This window comes from Brucella intermedia LMG 3301, from assembly GCF_000182645.1.
Lineage (GTDB): Bacteria > Pseudomonadota > Alphaproteobacteria > Rhizobiales > Rhizobiaceae > Brucella > Brucella intermedia.
Window position 1 is genome coordinate 559,140 of the sequence record NZ_ACQA01000002.1, and the last position, 18,823, is coordinate 577,962.

Here is an 18,823-nt window from a genome sequence, read left to right on the forward strand (position 1 = left end):
CTGTTTCTAAAGCACTGAACGCAGGAACTCTTTGGTGCGTGCCTCGCTCGGGGTCTGGAATATCTGTTCGGGCGTGCCTTGCTCGCAGATGCGCCCCTTATCGAAAAAGCAAACGCGATCAGATACTTCCCGGGCAAATCGCATTTCATGCGTGACAAGGAGCATGGTCAGGTCATGCTCCTGTGCCAGCCCGCGAATGACGGACAGCACTTCGCCCACGAGTTGCGGATCAAGAGCGGACGTGGGTTCGTCAAACAACAATACGCGTGGGCGCATGGCAAGAGAACGGGCGATGGCGACGCGCTGCTGCTGGCCACCGGATAGCTGGGAAGGATAGTGGTCCTTCTTGTCGGTCAAGCCCACGAGGGAGAGCAGGTCAAGTGCGCGGGCCTCTGCTTCGGCGCGCTTCATGCCCAGAACATGAATCGGGGCCTCGATTATGTTTCGCAGTACCGACATGTGCGGGAACAGATTAAAGCTCTGGAACACCATGCCGACATGCGACCTGATCTTGCGCAAATGGCCTTCACTTGCCTGAAATTGTCCTTTGCCGTTCGGCTCATGATAGGACACGTCTGCAAGCTCGAGAGTACCTTCCTGAAACGGCTCCAAGGTCATGAGGATACGGAGAACTGTCGATTTCCCTGAGCCCGAGGGGCCGATGAGGGTGACCTTCTCGCCTGATTTGACGGAAAAATTGAAGCGATCCAGCACTGTCAGCGCTCCGAAGCGCTTGGTTACGTCCTGAAAGCGGATAATTTCCTGGGTCATTTGAGAGCGATCCCGTTTTTTGGAAGTGTGCGTTCGAGCAGGCGTATGAGTGCCGAGCAGATCAAGGTCAGCACCAGGAAAATCAGGCCTACCATCGACAGCGGAACCAGATATTCGAAAGTGCGGTCGCCGATCAGATTGGCGAGGTTCAGCATGTCGACGATGCTGACGACCGAGAGCACCGGGGTCTCCTTCAGCATGGAAACCAGGTAATTGCCCATGGCTGGGATGATCCGGGGTATGGCTTGCGGGATGACAATATCGCGATAGGTGCGCCAGGGCGTGAGATTCAATGCGCGTGCGGCTTCCCATTGTCCTCGCGGGATCGCTTCGATACCTCCGCGATAAACTTCCGACGTATAGGCCGAATATTGAAGACCAAGTGCCAGAGCGCCGGTCAGAAATGCGGGCAGAACAATGCCGTATACGGGCAGCACGTAATAGAGGAAAAACAGCTGCACCAGCAGTGGTGTATCACGCAGGAACTCAACTACAACCGTCGTTGGCCAGGATATGATCTTGTATGGACTACGGCGGAGAAGCGCAAAGACAAGGCCAAGGACCAGCGCAATTGCAAAGCCCGTGGCAGCGGCTTTCAAAGTCACGGTGAGACCAATCGCCAGAATTGGCAGAATGGAAATCGCGAACGAGAGTGTGGACGAGGTGTCCCAGGCATAACCGTAGATCATGCGAAGCCTCCGGCCATGGTCTGGCGTCTCAGACGCCGCTCCAGCCAGCGAATGGCCGCTGACAGCACGAGCGCCATTGCAAAATAACCGAGTAGGGTCAGCGAATAGATTGTCACGCTGTCGAGCGTCAGGTTTCGCAGGCGCTGGGCCTGGAAGGTGAGGTCGCTGATCGCAATGAGTGAGGCAAGCGCGGTGTCCTTGAGGTTGTGAATGGCAAGGTTACCGAAGGCCGGCATCATTTCGACTACCGCTTGCGGAAGAATGACATGAAACAAGGTATGACCCTTGCTGAAATTGAGCGCCCGAGCGGCTTCATGTTGTGCTTCCGGCACCGCCTGCAAGGCACCGCGAACCACTTCTGCGCCATAGGCACCGATGTTGAGACCAAGGCCCATGATGCCGGTTGTGACCGGATCAAACGAAATGCCGATCAGCGGCAGGGCATAATAGAGCCAGAAAAGCTGCACGAGCAGAGACGTGCCGCGGAATATCTCGATATAGATCACCGCAATCGTGGAGAGGATCGGCCCACCCGCAAATCGGGCAATTCCGGCGGAAAATGCCAGTATGGTGCCAATGGCCATCGAACTGAGGGCAAGAATGGCAGTGATTTGCGCTCCCTTGAAAAGGGCGGGAAGATATTCCGTCCAATGCATATAATCGTCTCCCGATTGAGATGAGACAATGCCCGCCGAGCCGTGAGCGGTTCGGCGGACGCAAATCAACTTACTTTGCGTTGCAGAGGTTGGCTGTATCCACTGTTCGTGCAGCTTCTACGCTCTCCTCGCTAAGCCCATAAGTCATCAGGATTTTTTTGTAGTCGTCTGTCTTCTTGAATTCGATGAGCGCCTTGTTGAAAGCTTCATAGAATTCCTTGTCTTCCGGACGGAAGCTGAACGCGCCGAAGCTTCTCGCAGATTTGCCGTTCACAACCGGATCGGTGAACGGATGCGCCTGTTCCAGCTCCGGTGAATTGTCGACCAGCTTGGCGACCGTCAGTTCCGTTGCAGCATAGGCATCAGCGCGCCCGGTCTGGACCGTCGAAGGTGCATCCGCATTGCCCTGGATCATGACGATCTGGGATTCGTCGATACCCATTCCATGCAGGAAGTCGATCTGGTCCGCACCGGAAACGATTGCGACTTTCAGCGATGGATCTTTCTTGATGTCTTCATAGGAATGAATGTTCTTTGGGTTGCCCTTGGGAACCAGAAGGCCTTCACCGTAACTCGAATTGGCGACGGTGAATTGGACCTGCTTACAGCGGTCCGGCAAGACATTCTGCTCCGCCGCGACGAACTCGAACCGCTTGGCCTTTAGACCGGGAATGAGCGAGCCGAACGGGGTAACAGTCCAGTCGATTTCCTCAATTCCAAGTTTCTTGAAGATTGCTGCGGCGACGTCAGGGCCTATCCCTTTGGCCGCGCCGCTCTCGTCCATGTAGCCGTAAGGCACCTCGTTGGCCGTTGCCCCACGAACAAAGCCCGCCCCCTTGAGATCTTCGATGGTGACAGCTTGTGACGGAAGCGTGAGAGACAAGACTGCAACTGCCGAAAACAGAGCGGAAATTGTAAGATGTTTCATGCGCATCGTGTTCACTCCTCTTTATGAACGCCGGTTGTTTTATTGTCCGGCTTGTCAGTTGGCGTTGATGATCGGCTTATCCCGGAGACGGCTCCTCACTGATCGTGGCAATGACCGCCAGGCAGTCCCCCATTTTGATGAGACCAGGAAAATGCCGGGCTGCGAGAATTCCATCGAGCGCGGCACGGTATTCCTGCGGAGCAACGCCTGTTCGGGTTACGGTATGAACCCGCGCAATGACGTCGCCTTTGCGTACCTGAGCTCCGAGATCAACCAACGGTTCAAGTAGACCCTCGGTGTCGGCAAAACCGAAACATTCCTGCGATGGCATATCGAGCCATGTTGTTGGCGACAGCTCGACCTCTCCTTGCAGAATGCCTGCATGGCGCAAAAGGTTGCGAATGCCGCGCTTGGCTATGGAAGCAGTGCGGGCGGAGATCGTACCGCCGCCGGAAAGCTCTGTCGTGACAAACACCTTGCCCGCTTCCTCTGCTATCGTGTCGTACATGCCCACAGCGTCAATCTCGATCATCCGCATCGAGAAAGGCGCCGAAAAGGCTTTGACCGCCGCAAAGCAGCGGAGTTCCTGTGCCGTATCCGGCAAGGCATGTGCGGCTGCGTAAGGCAGGAAATCGAGTGTTCGCCCTCCGGAATGGAAATCCATGACGACATCGGCCGCTGGCAGGAGGTAGCGGGTGAAATAGTCGGCAATCTTTTCAGTAACTGTGCCATCCGGACGGCCCGGGAAGCTGCGGTTGAGGTTGCCTTTGTCGATGGGAGATGTTCGCGTTCCCGCAAGAAAGGCGGGATAGTTCATGGCCGGAACAATGATGACGCGGCCCCTGATCTCTTCCGGTCTCAGATTGGCTGCGAGATCATAAAGAGCGACAGGCCCTTCATATTCATCGCCATGATTGGCGCCGGTTAAGAGCGCGGTCGGACCGTCGCCGTTGCGGATGACGCAGATCGGCAACATCAGCGATCCCCATGCGGAATCGTCTCTGGACCATGGCAGTCGCAGATGCCCGTGCTGAACGCCGTCGCGGTTGAGGTCGACAGTGGGCGTGATCGGGGAGGGACGTGAGGGAGGCGAGGTGTGCATCATCGCAACGTCCTAATCCTTGACCACGAGCTTGCGCGGTACATTCGAAAGACATTCCACGCCGGTTTCAGTGATAACGATGCTCTCGGTGATCTCCAGCCCCATGGTTTCCAGCCAAAGGCCCGTCATGAAATGAAAGGTCATGCCCGGCTGCAACTCGGTGCGGTCGCCAGGGCGCAGGCTCATTGTGCGTTCGCCCCAATCCGGCGGATAGGACAAGCCGATGGAGTAGCCGGTGCGGTTGTCCTTGATAATTCCGTATTTCTTGAGCACGGCGAAGAAGCCGTTGGCTATATCTTCGCATGTATTGCCGGGTCGAGCAGCCGCGAGACCTGCCTCCATGCCTTCGAGCGTGGCCTTCTCGGCATCAAGAAAAGCCTGCGTCGGCTTGCCCAAAAACACGGTACGCGACAGAGGGCAGTGATAGCGCTTGTAGCAACCGGCGATCTCGAAGAAGGTGCCTTCACCGGTATTCATAGGCAGATCGTTCCACGTCAGATGCGGTGCGGAGGCGTCGGGCCCGGAAGGCAGCAGAGGCACGATGGCTGGGTAATCGCCGCCGAAACCCTCAACGCCGCGTGTGCCTGCGTCGTAGATTTCCGCAACCAGATCGCATTTTCGCATGCCCGGCTCGATTTTGTCGACGATACGTCGATGCATAGCTTCAACAATCCGGCCAGCTTTGCGCATATAGTCGATTTCCGCCGGACTTTTGACGGCGCGCTGCCAGTTGACCAGTCCTTGCGCATCCCTGAAGCGAGCATTCGGCAGATGTTTCTGCAAAGCGTGATGGGCCGCAGCCGTGTACCAGTAATTGTCCAGCTCAACGGCAATGGTCTTGCTGCCCCAACCCTTTTCCTCCAATATTGATGCCAGAAGATCCATGGGGTGGCGCTCAAGCGACTGCACGTAATGATCGGGGTAGCCGATGATGTTGTCATGGCTGATCCACGCGGTGCGTTTCGCGCCATTTCCATCCTGACCGCGACCGTACCAGATCGGTTCCCCCTCCATCGAGAGCACAACGCATTGATGCACGTAAAAGGACCAGCCGTCATAGCCGGTCAGCCAATGCATATTGGATGGATCGGTGACAATGATGACATCGAAGCCTGCCTTCTCCATTGCGCGACGGGTTTTTGCTATCCGCTGATCATATTCCGCGCGGGTGAAGTTGAGTTCCACACTCATCGACTGGCTCCTGCAGTTTTGGTTGAATCAATTTTCGTGCCTGCATCGCGCAGGCTGGCGCGCTCTGTCGCAAGACGAGCGATGGCCGTGTCCTGAACGCCCGTCCCGGTGAGGTCACAAAAGGTTATGTCCTCTGCCTTTCGTTGGAAGGTGGGGGTATTGAGAGCGATCTGACCGAGTTCTGGAAAAATCGTATCCGCCGCGACAATTCCCGCCGAAATCGCATGATGCAACTCACCGAGCCTGCGCGTTTGTGAGAGGCTGTCCGCGACATAGGTAATCGGTCGCCGGAACAGCGCGGGATCGATCTCGTTCTTGTGTTCGGCATCCGAACCTATTGCGGTGATGTGCTGGCCGGACACAAGCCATTCGGCCTCTATAAGCGGCGTTTCCGATGGCGTTGTCGTCACGATGATATCCGCGTCCTGGCAGGCGTGTCGTGCCTCTGCGATTGCCGTCACCGGTATTGCGAACTTTTCTGAAAAGCTTCGCGCTGTTTTTTGTGCACTTTCGAAGTTGCGTGCCCAGATCCGTGCCTCGGAGATCGGGCGCACGAGGGTCAGTGCTTCAAGCTGCATTCCTGCCTGCATGCCTGCACCGAAGATCGCAGCGACACGGGCGTCCTCCCGTGCCAGGTGTTTTGCCGCAACAGCACCGGCTGCGGCGGTACGCACATCGGTCAGATAGCCATTATCCAGCAATAGAGCCTCGACAAGCCCGGTCTTCGCTGAGAACTGGATCATCAGCCCGTTGGTAGAAGGCAGGCCGATGGAAGGATTGTTGAAGAAACCGGGGCTCACCTTGATGGCGAAACTGCCAAGTCCGGGAATGTAAGCCGTTTTCACGTCAACTTCGCCACGTTGGGCGGGGATGTCCAGTCGAAGTATCGGCGGCATGTTGACACCGCCTCCGGCGAGTGCCTGAAAAGCATTTTCCACACACGCCACGCTTGCCATGTCGAGGGTAATGATCTGCCTTAAATCAGCTTCGGTGAGAATTCTCATTTCAGCCATCAGCCAGCCCTCCGATAGCGGTCTTCCACGATTGCGCGGTGCTGCTCAGGATCGATGTTGCCGCCGGAGATAACGACGGCGGCCGGTCCTGTTGGCTTGATCTTTCCGCTCAATAAGGCCCCAATGCCGACTGCCGCAGCACCTTCGACGATTTCGCCTTCCCGCGTCGCGGCATGTCGGATTCCTGCTGCGATCTCCTCTTCATCGAGCAGGACCACTTCGTCCAATAGCGAGCGGCACATCTTAAAAGTCCAATGATTATCGAGCCCGATACCGCCGCCCAATGAATCTGCAAGCGTCTCCAGCTCCTCGACATTGACCGGTCTGCCAGCTTTGAGGCTGGCATCCATGGCTGCGCCACGAGACATGGAAACGCCGATGATACGGCAATGAGGTCGACGGGCTTTAACAGCTGCGGCGATGCCTGCAGCGAGCCCTCCGCCTGAAAGAGGAACGATAACAGTCTCAATGTCCGGCTGCTCATCAAGGATTTCCAGACCGATTGTGCCCTGTCCGGCAATAATGCGCCGATCGTCGAACGGGGGAATGACATTCATTCCTTCTTCGCGGGCAAGGCGCGCCACCTCGTCCATCGCGTCATCCTGCGATTTTCCGACAATCCGCACATCTGCACCAAGATTGCGGATTGCATCGACCTTGTTGCGCGGTACCAGCGAGGAGAGGCAAACGGTCGCGATCAACCCTTGTTCGGAAGCGGCATGCGCAACAGCGCGCCCATGATTGCCTGTTGACGCGGTCACCAGTCCACGTCTGCGATCATCGGACGACAGACAAAGGACAGCGTTGGTCGCACCACGCAGTTTGAAGCTGCCCGTCGTCTGTCGATTTTCCAGTTTGAGATAAGCCGAGGTCCCGGTGAGTTCGCTCAGATGCTCGGAGCGCGTCAGAGGCGTTTTCGCGACGAGGCTTTTCAACCTGTCACGCGCTGCTTCGATAACCTCAAGGTCAATCGTTTCATTCGTCACTCGTGGCACGGCGCTGCCTCTCATAGCGTCATGACGACAGGGAATGCAGTGTTGAACTCCGTCAAACGCTGCGATGGACGAGCGGACAAAAGGCGCAATGATGCACCGCGTGCGAAACCGTATGTCCGCATCCTCGTTCCCCATATGTCTGATTTTTTGTTCTTGGCTCTATGTGTGAAAGACCATTCGGATCATGTCAATAATTATATTGGATCATTACAATTTTGATCTGTAACGACTTTTCTGCGCGGGAGCCTTGTCAGCGGCGCAGGGGCGTGCCAATGAAAACAGAAGTGTTTGCAGATGCTGGATCAAAAGAATGAAAGCCGCCTTGAAGCTCGACGCCGTCGATTTGCGTATTCTCGAAGCCGTTCAGGAGAATGCGCGGATCACCAAGCTTGCTTTGGCGGAAAAGGTCGGGCTTTCGGCGACACCTTGCTGGCTGCGGCTGCGCAAGCTTGAAGAAGCAGGCGTTGTGACCGGCTATCACGCGCACATCGCCTATCGAAAAATAGCCCCAATTGCCCATGTCATAGTCCAGATTACGCTGGGCAATCATCGCCAAAGCGATTTCGACCGGTTCGAGAGAGCCATCACAGCTGTACCCGAAATCGTGTCGTGCTGGTCGGTTGGCGGTGGGGTGGACTATTTCCTGATGATCGTTGCGCGCGACATTGATGGCTATCAGCGCCTGATTGACCGTCTTCTGGACCAGAATATCGGCATAGAACGCTACTTCACCTATATCGTAACCAAGTTGGTCAAGGACGAGAAGACAAGTGCGCCTTTGTCGCTGTTCAAGGAAGCCACGGACTAGCCCAAACAGACTGTCTGGCTTCTAAAGTTAGTCCATTTCGCCTGTCCGTGGAGATGAGTTTGGTCTGAATCCAGAACTATCCTGTGACAGACTTCTTCCTGAATTGGGAGAAGAACAATGAACGCCGTTCTGGATCATCCGATACGACATGACGGGCTTGGCACGCTCCGCGATAAACATCTTTTTCGTGAACTGGGCTATGTCGACGGGCGCTGGGTAGCAGGAGAGAAGGCTGAAACCTTTTCTGTTCTCGATCCTGCAACCGGTCAGCGGCTTGCGCGTGTGGCAAGCCTCGGCGAAACCGAGACTGCACTTGCGATTGATGCCGCTGTAAAGGCCTTTCCGTCCTGGCGGGATAAACTGCCTCAGGAACGATCAGCAGTTTTGCGGCGTTGGTTCGAGTTGATCACTGCACACCGTGAAGACCTCGCATTGCTGATGACGCTGGAGCAGGGCAAGCCACTGGCGGAATCGCGGGGCGAGATCGACTATGGCGCATCGTTCATCGAATGGTTTGCCGAAGAAGCGAAGCGGCTTAATGGTGAAACCATAGCAAGCCATCTCCAGAATGCCGAGATGCTCGTACGCCGCGAAGCGCTTGGGGTCGTCGCGCTTGTTACCCCGTGGAATTTTCCGCATGCCATGATTACCCGTAAGGCTGCTGCAGCGATTGCCGCAGGTTGCCCCGTTGTCGTGCATCCGTCTTCAGAAACACCGCTCTCCGCACTTGCCTTGGCCGAACTGGCCGAGCGCGCTGGAATGCCAGCAGGCATATTCAATGTGGTGACAGGCAAGGCTGCGCCTATCGTCGATGTTTTGTGCCGCGATGAGCGTGTGCGGGGGCTGAGCTTCACCGGTTCAACCGAAATCGGCAAGTTGATTGCTACCAAGAGCGCGAACACGATGAAGCGGCTCGTCATGGAGCTTGGCGGTCACGCACCTTTGATCATTTTCGATGATGCTGATGTTGAACGGGCCGTCGATGTGGCGATGGCTGCCAAGTTTGCAACGTCCGGTCAGGATTGCCTTGCTGCAAACCGTATCTTCGTCCAACGCGGTATTCTGAAATCTTTCACCGAAGCGTTTGCTACGTGCATCGCCGCCCTGAAAGTCGGCAACGGGCTTGATCCGGCATCGGATATAGGCCCTCTGATGCATAGTCGCGCGGTCGCCAAGGTCGAAGAGCAAGTGCTCGATGCCAAGCAGCGGGGCGCCAGAATAGTCACCGGGGGCAACCGGCTTGGAGAAGCCGGGCTTTTCTTCGAGCCGACTTTGCTGGTTGATGTGCCGGACGACGCTGCAATCATGCGGGAGGAGACATTCGGGCCGGTCGCCGCCGTCACGGCTTTTGACGACGAGGATGAAGTTGTCGCTCGTGCCAATGCCACGCAATATGGTCTTGTTGCCTATGTCGTGACTGCAAACGGCGCACGACAACTCCGGATGGGCCGTGTCCTCGAATATGGAATGGTGGCCATCAACCGCGCGAAGATCACCGGCGCACCGATCCCATTCGGTGGCTGGAAGCAATCGGGGCTTGGCCGTGAAGGCTCCCATCAGGGCATCGAAGCCTTTACCGAACTCAAATATCTCTGCATCGATACCGCCGCGTAAAAGCGTGGCGTCAGGAAAGGAACATACCCATGTTGAACAATAGCAATGAACTCACCGCCTGGGACCGGGATCATTTCTTTCATCCCTCCACCCACATGGGCATGCATGCCCGGGGTGAAACACCAACGCGCGTGCTGGAGGGCGGCGAGGGCGTCTATATTGCCGATGTGAACGGTCGAAAGAGCCTCGACGCTTTCGCGGGTCTTTATTGCGTTAATGTTGGTTATGGTCGCACGGAAATCGCGGATGCGATTGCAGAGCAGGCGCGCAAACTTGCCTATTATCATGCTTATGTCGGCCATGGCACCGAAGTGTCCATCACGCTCGCCAAGATGATCATCGACCGCGCACCCGACCATATGAGCCGTGTTTACTTCGGCCTTTCCGGCTCGGATGCGAATGAAACCAACATCAAGCTCATCTGGTACTACAACAATATTCTCGGACGCCCCGAGAAGAAGAAGATCATTTCTCGTTGGCGCGGATATCACGGCTCCGGCGTAATGACCGGCAGCATGACCGGGCTTGCGACGTTCCATAACGCATTCGATCTGCCGCGCGCGCCTGTCCTGCACACGGAGTCACCCTATTATTTTCGCCGTGCGGATCGCTCTATGAGCGAAGAGCAGTTCTCGCAACATTGCGCCGACAAGCTCGAGGAAATGATCCTTGCAGAAGGCCCGGATACAATCGCAGCCTTCATCGGTGAACCTGTTCTTGGTACCGGCGGCATCGTTCCGCCCCCGTCTGGCTATTGGCAGAAGATCCAGGCGGTTCTTGATCACTATGATATTCTGCTTGTTGCTGATGAAGTGGTCACCGGTTTCGGTCGTTTGGGCAGCATGTTCGGGTCCGAGCACTATGGCATGAAGCCCGACCTGATCACCATCGCCAAGGGACTGACCTCGGCCTATGCACCGCTTTCCGGCTCGATTGTATCGGACCGTATGTGGCAGGTGTTGGTTCAGGGATCGGACAAGATGGGACCGATCGGCCATGGCTGGACCTATTCGGCCCATCCCATCTGTGCAGCGGCAGGCGTGGCCAACCTCAAACTCATCGACGAACTGAAGCTGGTCGAAAATGCCGGTTCCACAGGCATCTATTTCCGCAAGGCATTGGCGGATGCTCTCGGTGAACATCGCCATGTCGGGGAAATTCGCGGCGAGGGGCTGATGGCGGCGATCGAGTTTGTCGAAGATCGTGACGACCGCAGGTTTTTCGATCCGTCGCTCAAAATCGGTGCACAGGTTTCGACGGCGCTCCTGGCCAACGGTGTTATCGGGCGAGCCATGCCGGAAGGCGATATTCTGGGCTTCGCGCCGCCACTTTGCCTTACGCCTGAGGAAGCGGACAAGATTGTTGCAGCTACGAAAAAGGCTGTCGACACCGTCTTTGCATGAGTGATTGTCCCCGAGGTCAGTCCTCGGGGTTACGGCCGCCAGACGGGCAAGTGCAGTTCAGCGATCAATCCGCCCGATGGATTGTTTTTCAGGAGAATATCGCCTGCATTGGCACGCGCTACGTTGCGGGCGATAGTCAAGCCGAGGCCGAAACCGCCAGAGTCCCGATTTCGGGACTTTTCCACACGGTTGAAAGGTTTGAACATTTCCTCGATCTGGTCTGTCGGAATGCCGGGCCCATTGTCCTTCACCCGCAGCACAAGCTCGTTATTTTCCTGGCGCAGCGACAGTTTCGCTTTACCGCCATAGGCAATGGCGTTGTCAATGAGGTTCGTGATGCTGCGCTGGACTGAGACTGGCTGGCAGTAAGCTATGGCGTCCAGCATGTCCGAGTTTCTTTCATCCAGAGTTGCGTCCGGATAATTGTCTGCAATGGAAAGGAGAAGCGACCAGAGATCGACTTTCTCCTTCTCTTCATTCGCTAGTTCTGACGTGGCAAAGTCGATCACGGAACGTGAAATAGCCTCGATATCGCTCAGATCCTTGGCCAGCGACTTTGCGAGGGCTTCATCTTCAACCAGCGCCAGGCGAAGCCGGATACGGGTGAGCGGCGTGCGCAAGTCGTGTGCAAGGGCGGCTGCAAGTTGCTCGCGTTCTGCCACATAATCGAGAAGCTTCGATTGCATCGTATTCACTGCTCGCGCGGCTGCCTTGTATTCCCTGCTGCCGTCTTCGGGCAGCGGAGAGCTTTTCAAGTCGCCTCCGATGCGGTGGACGGCATGTTCCAGCACACGGTAAGGTGCGGTGAGGCGTCGCGTTGCCCATATTGCGACAAGAACCACGCTGAGCGCCACAAGCGCGAAAAGTGGAATGGTTTCGGTCGTGATAATTGGATCAGCCGGGGTGATGCGCGTGGTAAAATTGATCCAGCGCCCATCGCCAAATTGCAGGGATGTCGTCAGGCTGGCGCCCAGATTTGCCGTTGCGGCAAGATCGTTGATCTGCTTTTCGACATCGCCGATGTCTCCGCTGTCAGCGGTCGGCACAACGGTGGCGTGCGGGCCGTGGGCAAGCTTGTCCCGTCGAATGCGGGCATCGATGACACCGTAGCGCGCCAGACGCGCGACAAGGACATCTTCCAGTTCCGCAAGATCTTCTTCACTCGCCAGCACGGTTGGCACATCGGGTTGCAGGGTGATGGTGAGGCCCTGACCTGAGCTTGCCAGGCGAGAAGCAAGGCTGTTCCAGTCGCTGACCGGCGTCGTGTTCAAGAGCTTGACGAGTGATGTCGCCCTTTCGCTGAGACGGAAAAGTTCAAGCGCATAGTTGGCTTCCTTCCGGTCCTGCGAAACGATCCAGAGCGTTGCTATCTGGGTAATCAGAAGGCCGCTGATCAGTATCGTGAGAAGCCAGCTCGGTAGAGAACGCGGAAAAGGGAACCTCATTCCACCTCGACCTCATGGCCAAACTGATAGCCGCCATTGCGAATGGTGAGGATCAATTTGGGAGAGCGAGAATCATCGTTCAGCTTGCGCCTCAGCCGGCTGATAAGGATATCAACGCTGCGGTCATAGCCGTATACCGCTTGATTTCCGGCCATTTCCATCAGTTGGTCACGACTAAGGATGTGCTGCGAACTTTTGACGAAGGCTTCGAGGAGATTGAACTCCGCCGTGGTAAGTTCCACTCGCACGTCGGATGGAGACGTAAGTCTCCTTCGCGCGCAATCGAGGGTCCAGCCAGCAAAGCGGTAGCTATGAGTGACGGGACGGCTGGGCGCCCGGTTGTTTTCCAGGCGCCGGAGTACAGCACGGATACGGGCCAGCAATTCGCGCGGATCGAACGGTTTGGCCAGATAATCGTCGGCGCCGATTTCCAGGCCCAGTATCTTGTCGGCAGCATCGGCAATTGCCGTAAGCATGATGATCGGCACCCGCGAATGACGACGGATATCCTGGCAGATTTCAATGCCGCTTTTTCCGGGAAGCATGACGTCGAGAATAATCAGGTCGACTGCCGTCCGGCTCATCACATCATGCATTTCTTCGCCGTCATGGGCGATTGAAACGCGCATGCCGCGCCGTTTGAGAAATTCATGCAGAAGGTCACGTATGTCCTTATCGTCATCGACAATCAGAACGTGGGCGTCTTCTTTCAATTTGAAGTATCCGTAATAGCCTAAGGTTACGAGATAGTAGCGCCCGGATTGCGACGATAAAAAGCCTTGGGCAATGGTTTTCAACCGGCAATTGGATAGCGCTACAATCCAGAAACAAATTGCAACAGATGCGAAAAACAAGGGCAAACAAGGCGTGTCATAACGGTTTCGCTGAAGAAACTGAAGTCCAATGAAAGATTGAATTCGTATGTTCAAGTCGGTTTTCATATCGAAAGCAGCAACGAAAGCGTCTCTTTCAACACTTTGTCTTGCGGGTCTGCTGTCCTTCCCGCTTCCCAACGGAGCAATGGCAGCGCAACTCGTAACACGTAGCGAACGGTGTGACAGGCTTCAGCATCAACTGCAAACCGCGCTTTCCGGTCGTGCCGAAACCCGGCAGGCCCGTCAGGCAGAGACCTTGCAGAAGCGGGGGATGAAATTCTGCGCAAGCAGAAGAGAGGCGCAAGGCTTGCGAGCCTATGCCGAGGCCCTCAAGCTTCTAGGGATCAAACCTGACATGGCCGATACGGGCGGACAGGAAAGTGCTTTACCTCCGGCGGGGAAGACCCCGAACGGAAAACCCAATTGAGGAACCGGAAAATGAAGAAGTCTCTTATTTCTGCTCTTGGTGTGGCCGCTGTTCTGGGCCTGTCCGCTCCTGTCCTGACGGCAAGCGCTGCTAACGCTGCTCCGGCTGCTGCAACGCACACGACTGTTGCCAAGCATCATGCGAAGAAGGCTAAGGCTCACAAGAAGCACCACACCGCGAAGAAGTCGCACAAGAAGGCCGCTCCGGCCAAGAAGATCTAAGTTTTCCGTTTCGTGCGATAGCCGGCGGCTCCCTCGCAGTCGGTTCTTGCCACCAAAGGCCGTTGCCTGTCGGACATGAGATGTCCGATTTGCAGCGGCCTTTTCTTTTGTTCACGGAGGTGGGTGGACTTGCCGAAACCGCCCCGACGGCCATATTTTCGGTTTTGCAAAGGGGAGCAGTTGCCGTGACGACAATTCATTTGAAGCGCATTTACGATGCTCCTTCACCGGAGGATGGCTACCGTGTCCTCGTGGATCGGGTTTGGCCTCGGGGCATGACGAAGGAAAAGGCAGATATAGATTTGTGGGCCAAGGATATTGCTCCGTCAGCCGAACTTCGCAAATGGTTCTGCCACGATCCGGCAAAATGGAGCGATTTTCAGAAGAAGTATCGCGAAGAGCTTGAACGCAACAAACCCGCGCTGAAAGAGCTAATGGCCAAAGCTGGCGAGAAAGGCGGTCGTCTGACGCTGTTGTTTGGTGCGAAAGACGAAGAGCATAATCAGGCTGTGGTTCTGCACGCGTTCATGCAGTCTATGTAGTTGCCCCACCAAACACGTTTCAATCCCGACCTTCTTCGGGCGCTCCGAGCGGGAACAGATGCCGGAATGGTCGTGCTTCATCCAGAGCACGGGCATAGCTGGGACGTGCAAGCAGACGTCTGCGATAGTTCCGCACATTGGTGAACTCTTCGGCAATGGCATAAGTCCAATCTGCGTAGAGCAGGGAGGGAGCCGCAGCGCAATCAGCCAGACTGAACTCATCGCCGGAAGCCCACTCGCGCCCAGCCATGTGCCCGATCCAAAAACGCATAGGCTGTATCGAGCATCGCTCGCCAGCGGTCGCTGCCATCATCATGTTCGCGGTCAAGCGCAATATAGACAAGGCGCTGTTGTGGGTAGTTTACATAGTTATCGAAGAAGCGATCCCACATGCGTACATCAGCGCTTGCAAGTGGTTCCAAGGGGATCAGGCGTCGGGAATGGGGATAGGCAGCTTCGAGATATTCGATTATTCCGGTTGCTTCAAACACCAGCTTTCCATTGTGCGTCAGGATTGGAAATTTGCCAAAAGGCCAGAGCGCGGCGAACTCGCTGGCAACCGGTTCGGTGCCGTCGAGCATTCTTGCTTCGAAGGTTATGTCCTTTTCATAGAAAGCTGTTGTGGCCTTCTGGCAATAAGACGAGAAGGGATGCAGGTAGAGTTTCAGCGACATCATGGTCCTCCCATATCGCTACAGATCAACCTCAATCGCGGTTGCTGCGATAGTCCGCACGATTGATGCCATGGCGCTGCATCTTATCGTAAAAGGTCTTCCTTGGAATACCGAGGGCCTCAATCGTTTCCTGAACATTGCCATTGTGCGCGGCAAGCGTCTCGCGAATTATCGTTTCCTCATATTGCTCCAGCCGTTTGGGAAGCGGCTCCTGATTGCTGCCCGTGAGCGTTGTCGAATGAACCGTTTTCTCAACCCCAAGCGCCACACGGTCGGCAAAATGGGCGAGTTCGCGGACATTTCCCGGCCAGTCATGACTCATAAGATAGCGGTGCGTAGAGGCTTCGATTGCGGGCACGTCGCGATTGAAGCGCTTTGCAGCACGCGACAGGAAATGCGCGAAAAGCAACGGAACGTCCTCACGCCTTTCTCTCAGCGGCGGAATGGAAAGGGTGACGACGTTCAGCCTGTAATACAGGTCTTCTCGGAAGTCGCCTCTCTGGGCAGGGTCCGCAAGATCGATCTTTGCGGCCGCCACGACACGAAGATTGACCGGACGAACTTCGTTCGTACCGAGCGGAGTGATTTCCCGCATTTCAAGCACGCGCAACAGCTTTACCTGCGTTGCAGCCGGCATGCTTTCTATTTCATCGAGAAACAGCGTGCCGCCACTTGCATGTTCGATCCGTCCCAGCCGCTTTTTCTGCGCTCCGGTGAAAGCGCCTGCCTCGTGACCGAATAATTCGCTTTCGATCACCGTTTCGGGCAAGGCGCCGCAGTTGAGAGCCACGAAATTGCCCTTGCGGCGACGGCTCCAATTGTGCAGCAATTGTGCAACCACTTCCTTGCCGCTGCCGGTTTCGCCAGCTACGAGCACATCCACATCGGTATCAGCTATATCCCGCAAGGTACGACGCAGGTTTTCCATTGCGGGTGTCTGGCCAATCAACGGCAGATCGCCCTCCACATTCTGCGCGGCTTCGCGTAAAGCGCGGTTTTCCAGAACCAGTCGGCGCGTTTCCCCGGCGCGGCGGATGCTGTGCACAAGCCTGTCGGCTGCAAACGGCTTGGCGATGAAATCATAAGCGCCGTCCTGAATGGCCTGCACGGCCATAGGAATATCACCGTGACCGGTGATCAGGATGACGGGCAGTTCAGCGTCAACCGCCTTGATCCGTGCAAAGAGCTGAAGGCCATCGATTTGCGGCATTCGCACATCCGTGACGACGACGCCGTCATAAGCAGATGTAACACTGTTCAGGGCATCCAGAGCGTTCGGAAAATCTGCAACATCGAAACCGGCCAGCTCGAGCGTCTGCCGGGTGGCGCGCCGCAGCGCCCTGTCATCGTCGACCAGAATAACGGAAGGTGATTTATCCATCATGCTTTTCTCAATTCGATGCGGAAAGACGTGCCGGCGGGGCCGCTTTCGGCAGAAATCGTTCCGCCATAATCAGTGACGATTTCCTTGACGATCACAAGACCGAGGCCGAGCCCCTTTTCCTTCGATGTATTGAAGGGCGAAAACAGATTGTCGCGAATATGCTGCGGCATGCCTGGTCCGTTATCGGAGACGGTGATGATGACCTTGTCATTCTCCACATGGGTTCGGACTTCTATCCGGCCATCATGTTCTTTTGCATCAACTGCTTCCAGTGCATTCTGAAACAGGTTTATGAAAACCTGTTCGAGCCTGATGGAATGCCCGATGACGCGTAGTTCGGGCGGTGGTAACACGACGTCGAGTTGGTCCATCCGTCCGGAAAAACGGCTTCGCAACAATACCAGGGCTCCCGAAATAACCTTGCTTAGCGAGGTTGGCGCGGAAGGAGAACGTCCTTTTCTCGCAAGCGCTTTCAAATCACCTGTAATCGTGCCGATTCGATCTGTCAGCGCCGCGATTTCGTTGAGATTGTCGGTTGCATCCGAAAGCTTCTTGCGTTCAATGAAGGTTCTTGCGTTGTCTGCATAAGCGCGGATGGTTGCAACCGGTTGGTTGATTTCATGCGCCACGCCTGCTGCGACCTGACCCATGATGGCGAGACGATTGGCATGAACAAGATCCTGCTGCACGCCCTGCAGCATCGTTTCGGTGCGGCGATGATCACTGATCTCCGCTTGCAGCCTGTCCCGCGCCAGGCTGAGGTCACGGGTGCGTTCTTCCACCCGCTCTTCAAGTTCCATCCGTGTGCGTCGGGCATCGGCAATGCGGGCCGCGAGCTTCTGTTTGCGCCGCAGGAGAAGTCCTGCAAAGCTGGCGATCGCTGTCAGAATGATAAAGGCGAACAGCCGTGCTTCTCGGACCGCAGCAGGAATTTGCGGACGAATTGGTGCGAGACTGTACATTTGCCAGGGAGTGGAGGGCACGGCAGAGCGGATTGCAAGAAAGTCGGTATTGCGCGCGTTGCCGGGGAGCAGGGCGTCAATTAGCAGAAAGTCCCCGCTATCAAATGAAGTCGCCGAAAGCGGCAAGGGTGCCAACGGTGCGTCTCCAAACTGCAGGCTATCGCGGATTGACTGGATCTGTTCCTGACCGATTGACCCGATAGTCATGAATCGCCACGACGGCAGGCTCGTAATCAGCACTATGTTGCGTTCGTCCGTTACGAAGGTTGGACGGCCGGCACTGTTCCAGTCGCTTTCGAGACGGTCGAATTCGAGTTTCACGACGATCACGCCCAGTGGACCGTTCGGGCCATCAATGCGGCGCGATATGTAGAGGCCAGGACGATTGCTGACATTGCCGAGTGCGAAATATTCGGCATCTCCGTTTCTCAGCGCGTTGTGAAAATAGGGGCGAAATTTGTAATCGTTGCCGACGAAGCTGTCCGGTTCGCGCCAGTTACTTGCAGCAATGGCGACGCCATCCATACCGACAAGATAGATGACCGCTGCCTGCGTGCCGCGCGCGAGCGCCTCCAGTTTTTCGTTCAGGGGAGTGATCGTAGCGGGCGTCTTGTCCTGCAGTGCAGCTTCCAGTGCCCGGTCCTTTGACAGCACCAGAGGCAAAGCGCGCTGCTTGTCGAGAACTGCGCGCAACAATGCCGTATTGAGGTTGGCGTCGATCCGGGCCTGCTCGCTCAATGCCAGCATGGCCTTGTCTCGCGCCAGGTCGCCGACGATCCAGAAAGCGAGTGCAAAAACCACCGCCCAAAACAACCCAAACAGCGCCCATGGGCGTCGGCTGGCGTTTGTGGGCCGGGTTAGAATGTCCATGGTGGAAGGGTGCGGGCTCATCACTTTATTGTGCAATATTTCAGACATGGGAGAAATAGAAATGTGCGGATAATCGCACTTTTTATCGAGGTTCGTCACCGTAAGGCATATTAAAATGCTTAAAAACAATAACTTAGGCCCGGCGTCGCAGACTGGCACGGAGATTGCAATCAAACAACTCAGCAGCGGTTCTGATCGCTGGAACTTGAGACTGAATGGCTCGGGAGGTTGGAACAAGTTCCAGGCTGGGCCG

Annotated in this window: 18 protein-coding genes and 1 pseudogene; 6 read left to right on the forward strand and 13 right to left on the reverse strand. The window is 56.0% G+C overall.

Annotated features, from left to right (window positions below):
• Positions 1-6 precede the first annotated feature (6 nt).
• The 8 genes from ehuA to eutB form a co-directional block, all read right to left on the reverse strand.
• Complete coding sequence (gene ehuA, locus OINT_RS15040; RefSeq protein WP_006468719.1) at positions 7-771, reverse strand: ectoine/hydroxyectoine ABC transporter ATP-binding protein EhuA; 765 nt, start codon at positions 769-771, stop codon at positions 7-9.
• A complete protein-coding gene (gene ehuD, locus OINT_RS15045) occupies positions 768-1,460 on the reverse strand; it encodes an ectoine/hydroxyectoine ABC transporter permease subunit EhuD (RefSeq protein WP_006468720.1) in 693 nt (230 codons plus the stop codon). The genes ehuA and ehuD overlap by 4 nt, the downstream gene beginning before the upstream one ends.
• Complete coding sequence (gene ehuC, locus OINT_RS15050; protein WP_006471723.1) at positions 1,457-2,116, reverse strand: ectoine/hydroxyectoine ABC transporter permease subunit EhuC; 660 nt, start codon at positions 2,114-2,116, stop codon at positions 1,457-1,459. Before ehuC ends, ehuD begins: the two co-directional genes overlap by 4 nt.
• Positions 2,117-2,186: 70 nt before the next feature.
• Positions 2,187-3,050, reverse strand: a complete 864-nt coding sequence (ehuB, locus tag OINT_RS15055; protein ID WP_006471724.1) for an ectoine/hydroxyectoine ABC transporter substrate-binding protein EhuB — start codon at positions 3,048-3,050, stop codon at positions 2,187-2,189.
• Between the two features lie 70 nt (positions 3,051-3,120).
• Entirely contained in the window at positions 3,121-4,149 is a 1,029-nt protein-coding gene (doeB, locus tag OINT_RS15060; RefSeq protein ID WP_006468723.1) for a N(2)-acetyl-L-2,4-diaminobutanoate deacetylase DoeB, read from the reverse strand.
• Positions 4,150-4,158: 9 nt separating this feature from the next.
• The gene (gene doeA / locus OINT_RS15065) at positions 4,159-5,337 is read right to left on the reverse strand and encodes an ectoine hydrolase DoeA (RefSeq protein ID WP_006468724.1); all 1,179 of its coding nucleotides are present in this window, start codon (positions 5,335-5,337) and stop codon (positions 4,159-4,161) included.
• The gene (locus tag OINT_RS15070) at positions 5,334-6,350 is read right to left on the reverse strand and encodes a cyclodeaminase (RefSeq protein ID WP_006468725.1); all 1,017 of its coding nucleotides are present in this window, start codon (positions 6,348-6,350) and stop codon (positions 5,334-5,336) included. Before OINT_RS15070 ends, doeA begins: the two co-directional genes overlap by 4 nt.
• Entirely contained in the window at positions 6,350-7,360 is a 1,011-nt protein-coding gene (gene eutB / locus OINT_RS15075) for a hydroxyectoine utilization dehydratase EutB (protein ID WP_115168612.1), read from the reverse strand. Before eutB ends, OINT_RS15070 begins: the two co-directional genes overlap by 1 nt.
• Positions 7,361-7,655: 295 nt before the next feature.
• Between eutB and OINT_RS15080 the strand changes: the two genes are divergently transcribed.
• The 3 genes from OINT_RS15080 (at position 7,656) to OINT_RS15090 (ending at position 11,170) form a co-directional block, all read left to right on the forward strand.
• Positions 7,656-8,153: an Lrp/AsnC family transcriptional regulator gene (locus tag OINT_RS15080; RefSeq protein ID WP_006468727.1), complete on the forward strand. Its 498-nt coding sequence runs from the start codon at positions 7,656-7,658 to the stop codon at positions 8,151-8,153.
• A gap of 117 nt (positions 8,154-8,270) precedes the next feature.
• Complete coding sequence (locus tag OINT_RS15085) at positions 8,271-9,767, forward strand: NAD-dependent succinate-semialdehyde dehydrogenase (protein WP_006468728.1); 1,497 nt, start codon at positions 8,271-8,273, stop codon at positions 9,765-9,767.
• A gap of 29 nt (positions 9,768-9,796) precedes the next feature.
• Entirely contained in the window at positions 9,797-11,170 is a 1,374-nt protein-coding gene (locus OINT_RS15090) for an aspartate aminotransferase family protein (protein ID WP_006468729.1), read from the forward strand.
• 29 nt (positions 11,171-11,199) lie between these two features.
• On the opposite strand, the gene OINT_RS15095 is transcribed toward OINT_RS15090, so the two are convergent.
• Positions 11,200-12,615 carry an ATP-binding protein gene (locus OINT_RS15095; protein ID WP_006468730.1) on the reverse strand — a complete coding sequence of 472 codons (1,416 nt, stop codon included), beginning with the start codon at positions 12,613-12,615 and terminating at the stop codon, positions 11,200-11,202.
• Positions 12,612-13,328, reverse strand: coding sequence for a response regulator (locus OINT_RS15100; protein ID WP_006471727.1), 717 nt, complete (start codon positions 13,326-13,328; stop codon positions 12,612-12,614). Before OINT_RS15100 ends, OINT_RS15095 begins: the two co-directional genes overlap by 4 nt.
• 307 nt (positions 13,329-13,635) lie before the next feature.
• Here OINT_RS15100 and OINT_RS15105 point away from each other — a divergent pair, with 307 nt between their 5' ends.
• The 3 genes from OINT_RS15105 (at position 13,636) to OINT_RS15115 (ending at position 14,680) form a co-directional block, all read left to right on the forward strand.
• The gene (locus tag OINT_RS15105) at positions 13,636-13,917 is read left to right on the forward strand and encodes a hypothetical protein (RefSeq protein ID WP_230349921.1); all 282 of its coding nucleotides are present in this window, start codon (positions 13,636-13,638) and stop codon (positions 13,915-13,917) included.
• Between the two features lie 11 nt (positions 13,918-13,928).
• Positions 13,929-14,138, forward strand: coding sequence for a hypothetical protein (locus tag OINT_RS15110; protein ID WP_006471729.1), 210 nt, complete (start codon positions 13,929-13,931; stop codon positions 14,136-14,138).
• Positions 14,139-14,323: 185 nt separating this feature from the next.
• Positions 14,324-14,680 (forward strand): DUF488 domain-containing protein, encoded by a 357-nt coding sequence (locus OINT_RS15115; RefSeq protein ID WP_006471730.1) that lies wholly within the window; start codon positions 14,324-14,326, stop codon positions 14,678-14,680.
• Positions 14,681-14,699: 19 nt separating this feature from the next.
• On the opposite strand, the pseudogene OINT_RS15120 reads toward OINT_RS15115, so the two are convergent.
• From OINT_RS15120 to OINT_RS15130, 3 genes and pseudogenes are all read right to left on the reverse strand, one after another.
• Positions 14,700-15,354: pseudogene (locus tag OINT_RS15120) on the reverse strand (glutathione S-transferase family protein).
• A gap of 31 nt (positions 15,355-15,385) precedes the next feature.
• Positions 15,386-16,735 carry a sigma-54-dependent transcriptional regulator gene (locus OINT_RS15125; RefSeq protein ID WP_006471732.1) on the reverse strand — a complete coding sequence of 450 codons (1,350 nt, stop codon included), beginning with the start codon at positions 16,733-16,735 and terminating at the stop codon, positions 15,386-15,388.
• Complete coding sequence (locus OINT_RS15130) at positions 16,735-18,570, reverse strand: ATP-binding protein (RefSeq protein WP_050791039.1); 1,836 nt, start codon at positions 18,568-18,570, stop codon at positions 16,735-16,737. The genes OINT_RS15125 and OINT_RS15130 overlap by 1 nt, the downstream gene beginning before the upstream one ends.
• Positions 18,571-18,823: the final 253 nt, after the last annotated feature.